Annotated in this window: 11 protein-coding genes; 4 read left to right on the top strand and 7 right to left on the bottom strand. The window is 73.2% G+C overall.

Annotated elements, in window-relative coordinates; genetic code table 11:
* Positions 1-5: 5 nt before the first annotated feature.
* Positions 6-1121 (top strand): PLP-dependent cysteine synthase family protein, encoded by a 1116-nt coding sequence (locus KK483_RS02030; protein ID WP_262003182.1) that lies wholly within the window; start codon positions 6-8, stop codon positions 1119-1121.
* Between the two features lie 92 nt (positions 1122-1213).
* Here the strand turns inward: KK483_RS02030 and KK483_RS02025 are convergent, their stop codons facing one another.
* Both KK483_RS02025 and KK483_RS02020 read right to left on the bottom strand, forming a co-directional pair.
* Entirely contained in the window at positions 1214-1696 is a 483-nt protein-coding gene (locus tag KK483_RS02025; protein WP_262003180.1) for an SRPBCC family protein, read from the bottom strand.
* Positions 1697-1906: 210 nt separating this feature from the next.
* Entirely contained in the window at positions 1907-2845 is a 939-nt protein-coding gene (locus tag KK483_RS02020) for a DeoR/GlpR family DNA-binding transcription regulator (protein WP_262003178.1), read from the bottom strand.
* Positions 2846-3007: 162 nt separating this feature from the next.
* Here KK483_RS02020 and KK483_RS02015 point away from each other — a divergent pair, with 162 nt between their 5' ends.
* A complete protein-coding gene (locus KK483_RS02015; protein WP_262003176.1) occupies positions 3008-5455 on the top strand; it encodes a hypothetical protein in 2448 nt (815 codons plus the stop codon).
* A gap of 83 nt (positions 5456-5538) precedes the next feature.
* Here the strand turns inward: KK483_RS02015 and KK483_RS02010 are convergent, their stop codons facing one another.
* From KK483_RS02010 to KK483_RS01995, 4 genes are all read right to left on the bottom strand, one after another.
* On the bottom strand, positions 5539-7974 hold the full coding sequence (locus tag KK483_RS02010) for a right-handed parallel beta-helix repeat-containing protein (protein ID WP_262003174.1): 2436 nt from the start codon (positions 7972-7974) through the stop codon (positions 5539-5541).
* An 87-nt stretch (positions 7975-8061) separates the two neighbouring features.
* Positions 8062-8670, bottom strand: a complete 609-nt coding sequence (locus KK483_RS02005) for a hypothetical protein (RefSeq protein ID WP_262003173.1) — start codon at positions 8668-8670, stop codon at positions 8062-8064.
* Between the two features lie 157 nt (positions 8671-8827).
* Complete coding sequence (locus KK483_RS02000) at positions 8828-9661, bottom strand: MOSC domain-containing protein (RefSeq protein WP_262003171.1); 834 nt, start codon at positions 9659-9661, stop codon at positions 8828-8830.
* 65 nt (positions 9662-9726) lie between these two features.
* On the bottom strand, positions 9727-10188 hold the full coding sequence (locus KK483_RS01995; RefSeq protein WP_262003169.1) for a DUF6643 family protein: 462 nt from the start codon (positions 10186-10188) through the stop codon (positions 9727-9729).
* Positions 10189-10440: 252 nt separating this feature from the next.
* On the opposite strand from KK483_RS01995, the gene KK483_RS01990 reads away from it, so the two are divergent.
* Positions 10441-11715: a TerD domain-containing protein gene (locus tag KK483_RS01990; protein ID WP_262003167.1), complete on the top strand. Its 1275-nt coding sequence runs from the start codon at positions 10441-10443 to the stop codon at positions 11713-11715.
* Between the two features lie 13 nt (positions 11716-11728).
* On the opposite strand, the gene KK483_RS01985 is transcribed toward KK483_RS01990, so the two are convergent.
* Positions 11729-12913 (bottom strand): glycosyltransferase, encoded by a 1185-nt coding sequence (locus KK483_RS01985; RefSeq protein ID WP_262003165.1) that lies wholly within the window; start codon positions 12911-12913, stop codon positions 11729-11731.
* A gap of 58 nt (positions 12914-12971) precedes the next feature.
* Between KK483_RS01985 and KK483_RS01980 the strand changes: the two genes are divergently transcribed.
* Entirely contained in the window at positions 12972-13775 is an 804-nt protein-coding gene (locus KK483_RS01980; protein WP_262003164.1) for a glutamate racemase, read from the top strand.
* The last annotated feature ends 117 nt before the right edge of the window (positions 13776-13892 follow it).

Below are 13892 nucleotides of genomic sequence, written 5' to 3'. Positions count from 1 at the left end.
CGCGTATGAGCACGTACGAAGCGACGGCCACGACCGATGTGGACCGGAGCGATCCGGAGTACCGGGCATGGCTGAATGAGGCCGTGCGCAAGGTGCAGGCCGACGCGAACCGCTCGGCCGACACCCATCTGCTGCGTTTCCCGCTGCCCGAGCAGTGGGGGATCGACCTCTACCTCAAGGACGAGTCCACCCATCCCACCGGCAGCCTCAAGCACCGGCTGGCCCGTTCGCTGTTCCTGTACGGCCTCTGCAACGGCTGGATCCGGCCCGGCAAGCCTGTCATCGAGGCGTCCAGCGGCTCGACGGCCGTGTCGGAGGCGTACTTCGCCAAGCTCATCGGTGTGCCGTTCATCGCCGTCATGCCGCGCACCACCAGCGCCGAGAAGTGCCGGCTCATCGAATTCCACGGTGGACGGTGCCACTTCGTGGACGACCCCATGCGGGTGTACGACGAGTCCGCCGAGCTCGCAGCGGAAACGGGCGGGCACTACATGGACCAGTTCACCTACGCCGAGCGGGCCACCGACTGGCGCGGGAACAACAACATCGCCGAATCCATCTACCAGCAGCTGAAGTTGGAGCGCTATCCGGAGCCCACGTGGATCGTGGCCACGGCCGGGACGGGCGGCACGTCGGCGACGATCGCGCGGTACGTCCACTACATGCAGTACGACACCAGGATCTGTGTGCCCGACCCGGAGAACTCCTGTTTCTTCGAGGGCTGGACCCGCCACGACCCGCTGGCCACGGCCGACTGCGGCTCGCGGATCGAGGGCATCGGACGCCCGCGGATGGAGCCGAGCTTCGTGCCCGGGGCGATCGACCGGATGATGAAGGTGCCGGACGCCGCGACCGTCGCCGCCGTGCGCGCCCTGGAGCAGGCCATCGGGCGCAAGGCGGGCGGGTCCACCGGAACGGGGCTGTGGAGCGCGCTGAAGATCGTTGCGGAGATGGTGGCGGAGGGCACCACCGGCAGCGTGGTCACGCTGATCTGCGACCCCGGCGACCGCTACCTCGACAAGTACTACTCCGACGACTGGCTGGCCGGACAAGGGCTGGACATCGCTCCGTACGCGGCGACGATCGACCAGTTCCTCGACAGCGGCGTCTGGCCGGGCTGACGGGGCGCGTCGGAGTCGGGCGAGGGGCGGGGCACGGGGGATCCCAGGGCCCAGGGCCCAGGGCCCGGGGCGCGCTGTGCGCTGCCCGCTGCTCACCCGGCCGCGGTGGCGATCCGGCGGTCGAGCCTGCGCACGGCGTCGCGGAAGGACTGCCCCATACCCGCCCGGCCCAGCCGCAGCGCGAACCGGAACGGCGCCGTGCCGGACACCGCCATGGTCCACTGCACCCGAGTCCTCCCGGAGTCGGTGGGCGTGAGCCGCCACTCCTCCACCATGGCGCGCACCCCGGGAGCGTTGGTCACGTCCACCCGGTACGCGTACCGGGTGGACGGCTCCGCCGCCATGATCGTCTCCTCGAACCGGATGCCGCCACGCAGCCGGACCTCCCGGCCCGCATCCCCAGCGGTCGGCCGCGCCGACACGATCGCCCTGAACCAGGAGGGCCAGCCCTCCACATCCTCGGCGAGCGCACGGTAGAGCTCCGCCGGCGCGGCACTCACCTCCGTGGCGAAGACCAGCCGCAGCGGCGCGGTCTCGACGAAGTCGAGCTGCACGGAGTCCAGCCGGTGAGCCATGGAACCGTACCTCCGGATGTCGGGCCGGCTGTCGGGGTCTGGGTCGGGGGCGGGGGCGGGGGCGGCCACGATAGCCCCCGAACCGTCGGATGGGCACCACCGCGGCAGCGCGAAACCTGCCCGCCCGTACGGCCGTTCGCGCGCCGGGGCCCCTCTGCCCCGGCCGCCCGGCCCTCGGACCCCGGGCCACGGACCCCGGAGCCCTCGCCGCTACTCCGCGGACGCCCGCGGCCCCTCCGAGGCGAGGGAAATCCCGTCCGCCCCGGGACCCCCCGGCCCGCTCCCCGCCTCCACCTCCACCGCTGCGACGGCCTCGGCCCCGTCCTCCGCCGACTCGCCCGCCACCACCAGGTGCGGCAGCTGCTCCGCGATCTCCTCGCGCGCCTCCACCGACAGCCCCGCGTCCGTGACCAGCGTGTCCACCTCGTCCAGCCGGGCGAACGAACTCAGCCCCACCGTCCCCCACTTGGTGTGGTCGGCCACGACCACCACACGTCGCGCCGACCGGACGAGGCGCCGGTTCGTCTCCGCCTCCGCCAGGTTCGGCGTCGACAGCCCCGCCTCGACCGAGATGCCGTGCACCCCGAGGAACAGCACGTCGAAGTGGAGGGAGCGGATCGCCTGGTCCGCGACCGGGCCCACCAGCGAGTCCGACGGCGTACGCACCCCTCCGGTGAGCACCACCGTCGCGGCCCCCGCCCGCTGCCCGCTCGCCGCACCCGCCTGCTGTGCCGCGTGGAACACATCGGCCACCCGGACCGAGTTCGTCACGACCGTCAGATCGGGAACGCCCACCAGATGCTGCGCCAGGGCGTACGTCGTGGTCCCTCCGGAGAGGGCGATCGCGCTGCCCGGGACGGCCATCGCCGCGGCCGCCCGCGCGATGTCCTCCTTCGCGCTCAGCTCCAGCGACGACTTGGCCTCGAAACCCGGCTCGTGCGTGCTCGCCTCGACCACCGGCACCGCGCCGCCGTGCACCTTCTCGATGACGCCCTGCCGGGCGAGGGCGTCGAGATCGCGGCGCACGGTCATGTCGGAGACGTTCAGCTTCCGCGTGAGCTCGTTGACCCGCACGCCGCCCCGCCGCCGCACCTCGTCGAGGATCAGGGCGCGCCGCTGCTCCGCGAGAAGGTTCTGATTGTCGTTCACCGCCCGGGCCGGTCCTTCCGTTTCGCCTTCACCGAATCACCGCGATCGCCCATCCTCCCACGGCCGTTTCCGAAGATTCGGTGAGAGCCGTGCGGCAGCGGCCATGATCCGGGATTCTGGTCGTGCGCCGCTGATCCTCCCACCAGAGAGCGAGTCACAGAAGTGTCCTCTGCCACACCGGTCTCGGCGTCGGTCCCGGGGCCACCGCGCGGCGCGCCCGCGCTGGAGCTGCTGGTCCACGGCGTCGGCGGAGCCACTCCGCAGGACATGCTCGACGATCTGCGTACGGTCCGGATCACCGGCGACGCGACCGCCGCCGTGTACCGGCGTCCCGAGGACACCGACGCCGAGGACCACCCTGAGCGGTACGTGAAGGAGCCGATCCCGGAGGCGTACTGCTGGTCCAACCTCACGTCCGGCAACGGCGCCCGCGCGCTCTGGCTGCTGCTCCTGCCCTTCATGGTGGTCAATCTCGCGCACTGGACGCGTCCCACCAGCAAGGGCCCGGCGCGCGCCGTCCGCTTCTACGGCATGCTCGTACGGCTCGTGGCGCTCAGCCTCACCGCACTGCTCACGGCCGCCGCCTGCGAGGTCGCGCTCGATCTGACGGCGTGGCAGTGCGCCGGTTCGGCCGCCTGCTCGGCGGAAAGCTCCTGGCTGGGCTTCCTCTCCCCGGCCAACGGCGGCTGGTGGGCGCAGCCCGGACGCCGCCTCGCGCTCGCCGCCCTGGTGCCGACCGGGCTCGTGGGGCTGCTCTGGTACCTGTCCAACCGGACCTGGAGCGCGTACGAGTCCCAGCGGCCGCCCAGCGCGGCGACGGCCGGCGACACCGCGGGAACGCCCGGTCACACAGCCGGTGACGCCGCCGGTGAGGCCACGGGAACGGCCGGGACCGACTCGCCCGCCGACATCCGGCCCGCGCTCGGACGCCCCGGCTTCTGGTACGGCCGCCGCCTCGTCGCCCGGCTGCGTGCCGCGCACACCGCCGCCGGGTTCCTGATCATCGCCGCCGCCGTCACCGGAGCGGCCGCCCGCCACGACCGCGACGCCGGAGTCCAGGCGCTCGAGGTCGCGGGCCGCGCCCTGGAGTCGGTGCTCGCTGTCACCGGGCTGTTCGTCGTAGCGGTCGTGTTCCGCCGGGGCCGCAGCGAGAAGGTCATCGACAACCGCATCGACCACGCCGTCGCCAGATGGCTCCCCGCCGTCTCGTTCGCCCAACTCGCCCTGGCGATGGTGTACGCCTCCTGGTCCCGGCCCGGCTGGGTCTCCCACGACACCCTCCCCGGCGACGTCGCCTTCCGCGTGATCGCCCTGGCCCAGGGCGCGCTGGTCGTCACCCTCGCGGTCACCGCCCATCTCCTGCACCGCCGGGCGCGGCATCCGCGCACCGCCATGCGAGGGCTGGCCGGGCCCGCCGTCGCGCTGCTCGCCTGCGCGCTGGGCGGTGTCATGACCGGCGGGGTCGCCCAGCAGGTCGCCGACTGGCTGGACGGCTCCGGCACCCCCGGAGTGGGCGAAGGGCCCATCGCCGGGCCGCCGGTGCTGCTGAGCTGGCAGGCGTCCGCGATCCCCGTGCTGCTGTTCCTGCTGCTCGTCCCGCTCGCGGTGCTCGGCGCCCGGACCTGGCGGACGGGGCGTGCCCTGACCGGCACGGTCGAGGCGGACTACACCGGCGAGCGGTCCGACGACGTCCGTACCCGGCGCATCACCGGCACCCGGGCCAGGGCGGAACTCACCGACGCCGCCCCGGCCCTCATCGGCATCCTCTGCACGGCAACCCTGCTCCTCGGCGCGGGCGCGGTGGCCGGGGCCTGGGTGAGCGGAGAGGTCCCGGCGGAGGCGTTCAACCGGGCCCACCCGGCCGTGGAGGCCGCCGCGGAGGTGGCCCAGACGCTCGGCTCCTGGCTGATCGGGCTCGGGTTCCTCCTCTTCGTCACCTGGGGCCGGCGGGCGTACCGGGACGCGGCCGCCCGCCGCACCATCGGCATCCTCTGGGACGTCGGCACGTTCTGGCCGCGCGCCGCGCACCCCTTCGCGCCGCCCTGCTACGCCGAGCGCGCCGTACCCGACCTCACCTGGCGCATGGCCTCCTGGACCGCGAACACGGGCGGACGGCTCGTCATCTCCGGCCATTCGCAGGGGAGCGTGCTGGCCGCCGCCGCCGTGTGGCAGCTGGCGCCCGCCACGCGCCGCCGGGTCGCCCTGCTGACCTACGGCTCACCGCTGGAGCGGCTCTACGGCCGCTGGTTCCCCGCCTACTTCGGCCCCGGCCCGCTCAGCGCGCTCCACCGGGAGCTGCACTGCTGGCGCAACCTGTGGCGGCATACCGACCCGATCGGCGGGCCCGTCAGGATCCCTGCCGAGGAAGGCAGGCCCGAGGTCGACAGGGACGCCCTCAAGGACCCGGTCGTGTACGGGCGTACGGACACGCACCCCCTGCCCGAGCCGATCCTCGGGCACTCCGACTACCAGGCCGACCCCGCCTTCGCGCAGGAGCGCCAGGCACTGCTCGACCGGCTGCCTCCCGCCCTGCCCCACCAGCGCGCCGAGGGTCGCGTCTCCCCGGACACCGAGGAACCCCAGGACCTCCGGGAGCCTCAGAGCCCTTAGGACCCTCAAGCCCCTCAAGCCCTCGAGTCCTTCGAGTCCTTCGAGTCCCTTGAGCCCCCGGGATCCTCAAGTCCCCGGGGCTCTCAGGGAAGTTCGGGCAGATCCTCCGGATGGAGCAGCGTCAGGTCGTCGGTGCTCACCTCGCTGAGCTCGGCGACCCGGCCCGCATGCCGCTCCACCATCGACTCGAAGGTCTGGCGGGCCGTCCGGCCGTTGCCGAACGCGGGTCCCTTGGGCAGCACCGTGAAGTACTTCCGCAGCGCCTCTGAAGTGCCGTCCGCCAGCCGGTACTCGTGCTCCTCGGCCTGCTGCTCCACGATCCGCAGCAGTTCATCGGGCATGTAGTCGCTGAAGGTGATGGTCCGTGAGAAACGCGACGCCACACCGGGGTTGACCGAGAGGAAGCGCTCCATCTCCGCCGTGTACCCGGCGACGATCACCACCACCGCGTCCCGGTGGTCCTCCATCAGCTTCACGAGGGTGTCGATGGCCTCGCGGCCGAAGTCCCGGCCGGAGTCCTCGGGCGAGAGCGCGTACGCCTCGTCGATGAAGAGCACCCCGCCGCGCGCCCGCTCGAACGCCTCCTGCGTACGGATGGCGGTCGAGCCGATGTGCTCGCCGACGAGGTCGACCCGGGACACCTCGACGAGATGGCCGCGCTCCAGCACCCCGAGCGAGGCCAGGATCTCGCCGTACAGCCGTGCCACCGTCGTCTTGCCCGTGCCGGGGGAGCCGGTGAAGACGAGATGGCGGCGGACCGACGCCGCCTTGAGGCCCGCCTCCTGGCGCCGCCTGCCCACCTCGATCATGTTGGTGAGCGTGCGCACCTCGCGCTTGACGCTCTCCAGGCCGACCAGAGCGTCGAGTTCACCGAGGACGTCCGCCGGCGTACGGGCCGCAGGGACGGCGACCGCGGGCTGCACCGGCGCGTCCGGTATGACCAGCGGTTCGGCGGTGCGCTGCCCGGGGATCATGCCGAGCAGCCCGGTGGAGGAACGGTCGGGCTGGGACGCCGTCACCACCGCCGGGGTCTGCTGCGGCGCGGACCGCACCCCGCTCTCGTCGCTGGTGCAGTCCTCCACCACCGGGCCCTGCGCGGGGAACTCGTAGCCCCCGCGCGTGCACCGCTCGGTGCGACACTGCGTCAGGGTCGTACGGCAGCCGTCCATCACATGGAAGCCGTAGCCGCCGCTGCCGGTCACCCGGCAGGCGTGGAAGGTGCCGCGGCCCTCGGCCGACACGTAGAAACCCGCCTCGGCGGGGGACGTCACCGTGCAGCGCTCGACCGTGGGATCGGCGCCCTTGGTGACGATCACGCCCGTCTGCGCCCCGTCGATGGTGCAGTTGCCGAGCGTGCCGCCGCTGCCGTGGTCGCGGAACCAGGCGCCGGTGGACGCCTCGCGGATACGGCAGTCGTCGAGCTGGGCGGTTGCTCCGTCGCTGACCGACACCGCGGTGTTGCGCACCTGGAAGAGATCGCTGTCGACGACATCGGCGCGCGAGCCGCGGTCGAGGACGAAGAGCGCGTCGGGGACGTCGTGGACGCGGCAGGAGTCGAGGACGGCGGCGGCGCCGTCGCTGACCCAGACCGCCGGATAGTCGCCCGTGCTGTCATGGATCTCGCACTGGTTGGCATCCACACGGGTGCCGGGGTCCCAGACCGACAGACCGTTGCGGCCGAAGCGGCGGACGGTCGAGCGGGTGAGCGTGAGGACCGCACGGGAGCGCAGGTCCACCGCGTTCTCCGGCACGTCGTGGATGTCGCAGTCGGAGAGAGTGAGCACCGCGTCCGTGTCGAGCGTGATGCCGTCCGACGCGGTGCGGTGCACGCTGGAGTCGGTGAGATGGGCCGTGGCGCGCGACGCGATCTGCACGCCCGCACCCTTGATCTCGTACACCTCGCAGCCCAGCGCCTCCAGCGAGCTGCCCTCGCCGGTCACGCTCAGGCCCACGCCCGACGCGTGATGCACCCGGCAGCGCTCGAGCCGCGGACGGGCGCCGCCACGCACCGAGACCCCGGCCTGCCCGGCCGCGACGACCTCGCACTCCTCGAACACGCCGCCGGCGCCGTCCAGCACCCCGATGCCGACCCCGGCCGGATTGTCGACCGTGCACCGGCGCACGGTGGGCCGGGCCGCGCCGCGCACCTCGATGCCCGCGGCGGAACGGGTGACGATCCGCAGGTCCGCCAGCTCGGGTGTGCCGTCCTCGACGAGCAGCGCCGGCGCCGCCGAGTCCTGCCCCTCGACTTGGAGGTCCCGCACCGTCGCCGAGGCACGCACGGTCAGCGGCACGCCCTCGGCCGGGGCGATCCGCACCGAACCGGCCGACCCCTCGCTCCCGCGCAGCGTCACGGCGCGCTGCACCACGAGGTTCTCCCGGTAGGTCCCGGGGGCGACGGTGAGGATGTCACCGTCGCCGGCGGCCTCGAGGGCTGCGGCGAGGGAGGCGTACTCGCCCGTGCGGCGCCGCCACCGCGACGTGCCGGTGTGCGTCACCTGGACCGTGCCCTGTGCCATGGTGCTGCTCTGCCCCCACCTCGTCGACTGCCTGCCGTGCCACGCGTCGCACCACCGTAGCGCGCGCGGCGGGCGGGAGTTGACGGGTCAGCTGCCCGCGCCCGTGCGACCCCAGTCCGGACCGGCATCGGCCCACGCGCGGTCGAGCCGCTCGTACCGCCGCTGCATCAGCCGGCGTACGAAGAGCCGTCTGGCACCTTCGACGGATCCGGCGACGACGGCTGCGGCGGCGAGCCCGGCGAGGACGGCGTGCGTCCGTGCGGTGTCATGGTCCAGGGGGCGGCTGACCGCACGGCCCCGGGCGTCCGTCCATATGCGGAAGGTGTCTCCGGGGTCCGCCGTCCGGACATGCGTGGTGACCGTGCCGCTGTGCCGGCTGCCGTCCGCCGACGTCCACTCGGCGACGACGGCGCGCCGTACGGGCTGCTCCGTCGACGCTTCCGGTTCGGCGACGGTCTGCTCGGGGCGTGGTGCGGCCCGCAGCACCCGGGCGGTCGTGAGATGGCGCTCGGCCCGCTGGGCGCGCACGGACTCCCGGAGCGCGGCGTCGGTCAGCCCGCCGCAGATCCAGCCGGCGGCCGGAACGGCCACGGCCAGCAGTGCGAGAGCGGCCAGCGCCGCCCATGCTTCGACGAGATCGGTGGCGCGGCGCAGGGGATTGTGCCGCCAGCGCCAGAGGCCGGTGATCGCGTGCACTGTCCCGCACCCCCTTCCCCCTTCGTGATAGCTCCGCCGGGCGCCGCACACGCACGGGTGGAGCGAAGAGAGAGCAAGCTCACCCCCCGGTGCTCACCCGGTCACTCTGCCAACGCGCGGGGCATCCCGCGGAGTTCCGCGGCACCGGCCCGGGATCTCAGGTCCGTCGGCCGAGGATCCGCACGGGGTCTCCCACTCGTACGGTTCCCGTGTGCTCCGGAACCAGGTTCTGGCCGAAGACGAGCCGGTCCCCGAAGCGCCGGTGGCGTGCGAGGGTCCGCAGCGGCTCCTTGCCGCGCTCCGCCGTCAGCTGGTCGGTCGTCGTCACGACGCAGCGTCCGCACGGCTTGGTCACCCGGAAACGGACCTCGCCCACCTGGATGCGCTGCCAGCCGTCCTCGTCCCACGGCGGTGTGCCGTCCACGACGAGATTGGGCCGGAAGCGGTTCATGGGCAGGGGGCCCTCGTCGGGGTGGTCGCCCTGCGCGATGAGGGAGTTCAGCGCGTCGAGAGAGGCGACCGAGGTCACGAGCAGCGGGAAACCGTCGGCGAAGGACACCGTCTCGCCCGGCAGCGCGTAGTCAGGGTCGACCGGGCGGCGGTGCGCCGGGTCGTCGAGGTGCACGAGCCGGACCGGCACGCCCAGATAGGCGCTGAACCAGGCGTCGGAGGCGGTGCCGACGGGCACCGCCTCCAGCTTCTCCCCAAAGAGCTCCACGACGGTCGCGCCCACGGGCTCGGGCGCCGCCACGGTCAGCGGCTCCCGCCCGGGAGCGGACAGCCGGATTCCGCCGTCCGCGAGCGGCTCGGCGGCGGCCAACGCCAGCCGTGCCTGCTGGCGTTGGGTCACGGCCCGGCCGGCCGCGTCGACCACCATCCACCGGCGGTCGCCGGCGAGACCCCACGGTTCCACGACGGCCTCGCCCGGTGCGTATCCCGCGACCGACTTGACCGGGTGGACGTGGACAGAGCGAAGCACTGCGATCGGCATGAGGCCATCCTGCCAGCCGCGCCGCGCATCCGTTCGGCCGGAAACCCCCGGTCAGTGCGTTTCGGTCAGTATCGGCCGCCCTGGTAGGGGCGGTTGTACGGGTCCTCGTACGGCGCGGGCGCCGGGGCCGGCATCGGGCGCGGCGCCGCGGCGGGGCGCATGGCCTCGTACCCGGCGCCCGCCATCGGGCGGGGCATCGGCTGCGGCTGGGCGCCCGGGTACCCGCGGGGGCCGGTCGGCTGCTGCGGGATGTACGGCGCGGGCGCGTGCTGCAGCGGGACGGGCTGCGGAGCCGGCTGGGGGTAGCCGTACGAAGGGCTGGGGTGCGAGGGCGCCGCCGGGAGGGCGGGCAGGGCCGCGGGGAGGGCCGGCAGGTAGCTGTGACCGGTCTCGTACGCGGAAGGCACTCGGATCGGGGCGATCTGAGGCGTGCCCCGCTCCGCGACCAGGGAGTCGTAGATCGGGGTGTCGGGGAACGACGGCGCGGCGTAGTAACCGCCGCCGTAGGTGGAGCGGGGGGAGGTCATGGCACATAAGTTAAGCCCACGATGTGCTGGTTGGGGAGCCCGATAAGAGGGTTGTTTGACGTGTTACGAGTGACCGTGGATCCCCAATGCGAGCGAATCTGGGAAAAACGGTCGTCGCGCGGCGTTCGGATCGTGTAAAGGGCAAGCTGGGAAGGGGTTACCGCCGGGTTGCGGGGGGTGTCCGGGCGCGGTCGCCGCTAGGTTGGCGACAGGGAAGTGACCGGGCACCAGGACCCGTGATGGGGGGCCGCTATGTCCATGCTCAAAGGGGCCAATGTTCCAGTACCCGCGCTGAGTGTTCATGTCGAGTTGGGGTGGCGTTCGGGAGGCGGGGCGCCCGACGTCGACGCGTCGGCCCTGCTCCTCGACGCGGGGTCCGGAAAGGTCCGCTCCGACGCGGACTTCGTCTTCTACAACCAGCCCGTGCACGCCTCGGGCGCGGTGCGCCACGAAGGCAAGCGCAGCGAGGGGGACGGCACGACCGACCGCATCGCCGTCGACCTGGGGAGCGTCGAGCCCGGCATCGAGCGGATCGTTCTCGCCGCATCGGCCGACGGCGGCAGCTTCGGACAGGTGCCGGGTCTGTACGTGCGGCTGCTCGACGCGGCGGGGGGAACGGAGATCGCCCGCTACGAGAGCCAGGACGCGACCGTCGAGACGGCCTTCATCCTCGGCGAGCTCTACCGGCGCCAGGGCGCGTGGAAGTTCCGCGCCGTCGGCCAGGGGTACGGGAGCGGACTCGCGGGCCTCGCCACCGACTTCGGCATCTCGGTCGACGAGCCCCAGCAGCCCGCACCCCGGCAGCCCGCGCCCCGGCGTGCGCCGGCTCCGGCCGCCCCGCCCCCGGCGCCGATGGCACCGGCGCCGACACCGCCCGCCCCCGCGCCCGTGCGCCTCACCAAGGTCACCCTGACGAAGGAGTCCCCGACCGTCTCGCTCAGCAAGCAGGGCGGCACGTCCGGCGCCATGCGGGTCAACCTCAACTGGGAGGTGCGCAAGCAGTTCAAGGGCTGGGGGGCCAAGCTCGGCCGGGCCGTCGCCGTCCACGGCGACCTCGACCTCGACCTGTGCGCCCTCTACGAACTCACCGACGGCCGCAAGGGAGTCGTCCAGGCGCTCGGCAACGCCTTCGGCGCCCTCCACCAGCCCCCCTACATCCATCTCGACGGCGACGACCGCACCGGAGCCGTCACCAGCGGTGAGAACCTCACCGTCAATCTCGACCACAAGAGCGAGCTGCGCCGCGTCGTCATCTTCGTGACCATCTACGAAGGCGCGCGCAGCTTCGCCGATCTGCACGCCACGGTCACCCTCCAGCCACAGCACGGGGCCGCCATCGAGTTCTCGCTCGACGAGTGCACCGTCCCCTCCACGGTGTGCGCCCTCGCACTCCTCACCAACCAGGGCGGGGACATCGTCGTCCAGCGCGAGGCGCGCTATCTGGTGCCCGAGCGCGGAGTGAGCCCCCAGCGCACCATCGATTACGCCTATGGCTGGGGCATGAACTGGACGCCCGGCAGGAAGTGACCTACGCCCGCCGTCAACGGTCCGGCGCGGCTTCGGGACGGGAGTACGTACGCCCCTTCCAGGCCGCGCCGCGCCCTCGGTAGTGCTGCACCGCCGAGTCCACCGTCATCAGCAGATAGAGCAGCGCGGTGAGCGGCAGCAGCGGAGCGAGCCACAGGGTCTGCCGGTAGTAGTGGAGCATCGGGGCGTACGTACCCGCCATCACCGCCCACGCCAGGAACCCCGCCCAGCCCGCGACCGTGTCACCCGGGGCGTCCGCGCCGAACACTCCGGCGCACAGCGCGACGGGCGGGGCGAGGTACACCAGCGCGAGCCCCGCCACGGTCGCGGCGAGGAGCGCGGGACTGTGCCGCAGCTGGGCGTACGCGGTCCGAGACACCATCCGCCACAGGTCGGCGAGGCGGGGATAGGGCCGGATGCTGTCCACCCGCTCCGCGAGCCCCAGCCACACCCGCCCCCCGGCCCGCCGCACCGCACGCGCCACCGCCACGTCGTCGATGACCGCCTGGCGCACCGCGTCGGGGATCCCCGCCCGCTCGGCCGCGTCCGTGCGCAGCAGCACACAGCCGCCCGCCGCGGCCGTCGTCCACGCACGCTCCTTGTTGATCCAGCGGAAGGGATAGAGCTGCGCGAAGAAGTAGACGAAGGCGGGCACCACCAGCCGCTCCCAGCCGTTGGTGACCTGCAGTCGCGCCATTTGCGAAACGAGATCGAGGCCGTTCGAGCCGGCCGCGGCGACCAGCTCGGACAGGCTGTCGGGCTCATGCGCGATATCGGCGTCGGTCAGCAGCAGGTACTCCGGCCGGCGGGCCCGTGCCAGCGCCAGGCCGTGCCGCAGCGCCCACAGCTTGCCCGTCCAGCCCGGCTCGGGTTCCCCCGGCGAGGTCACGGTCAGCGGCAGCCCTTCGTACCTCAGGGCCAGCTCCTGGGCGAGCTTGCCCGTACCGTCCGTGCTGGCGTCGTCGACCAGGATCACCTCCGCCCGGCCGGGATACGCCTGCCGCAGCAGCGACGGCAGGCTCTCCGGCAGCACCTCCGCCTCGTCCCTCGCCGGTACGACGATGACGACGTACGGCCACGACGCGGGCGCCGTACGCCGGGGGAGCCGCTGATCCGTCCGCCAGAAGAACCCCTGCCCCAGCAGCAGCCACAGCCAGGCGGCCAGCGACCCCAGGGCGATCCACGCAATGCTGCTCATTCGCCGCAGTGTGCCCCAGATTGCTGGGACCGCAAGGGTGGTCGGCTAGGGTGACCGGGTGAAGATCGCGCTCATCGACTCCGGAATCGGGCTGCTGCCCGCGGCCGCTGCCGTGCGCCGGCTGCGGCCGGACGCCGAGCTCGTCCTCTCCCTGGACCCCGACGGTATGCCCTGGGGTCCGCGCACGCCGGACGATGTGACCGACCACGCGCTCGCCGTCGCACGCGCCGCCGGCGCCCACGGCCCCGACGCGCTGATCGTCGGCTGCAACACCGCCTCGGTGCACGCGCTCCCCGCCCTCCGGACGGAGCTGGAGCCGGGACTGCCGGTCATCGGCACGGTCCCCGCGATCAAGCCGGCCGCCGCGGGCGGCGGTCGCGTCGCCATCTGGGCGACCCCCGCCACCACCGGCAGCGCCTATCAGCGCGGCCTCATCCGCGACTTCGCGGACGGTGTCGATGTCACCGAGGTGCCCTGCCCGGGCCTCGCCGCCGCCGTCGAACAGGCCGACGAGCGCGCCATCGACGAAGCCGTCGCCGCTGCGGCCGCCCTCACGCCCATGGACGTACGCGCCGTCGTGCTCGGCTGCACCCACTACGAGCTCGTCGCCGAGCGCATCCGTGCGGCCGTCGCCGAGGGCCGCACGGATGCGCTGCCGCCGGTCGCCCTGCACGGCTCCGCCGGGGCCGTCGCCGCGCAGGCGCTGCGCCGCATCGGCGCCGCTCCGGCGCCCGCGGCCACGCCGAGCGCACGGCTCACCGTCCTGCTCAGCGGCCGCGCGTCGTCACTGCCCGAGGCCGCTCTGGCGTACGCCGAGGGCCGTCTGCTCGGTTCGGTGGATCCGGTTACTTCCGCGTACTGACCTGGGCGCGCGGCGCGGTGCTTGCGTGACCGCTTGCACCTGTTCGCCTGTATTGCCCCCATTCACTCGTCCGGTCGGCGAGGCACTCCTGCCCGTGGCGGGTAGGAGAACCGTGTG

Source organism: Streptomyces sp. FIT100 (assembly GCF_024584805.1).
Classification (GTDB): domain Bacteria; phylum Actinomycetota; class Actinomycetes; order Streptomycetales; family Streptomycetaceae; genus Streptomyces.
The sequence above is the reverse complement of the archived record's forward strand: the minus strand, read 5'-3'. Positions and strand labels throughout refer to the sequence as shown.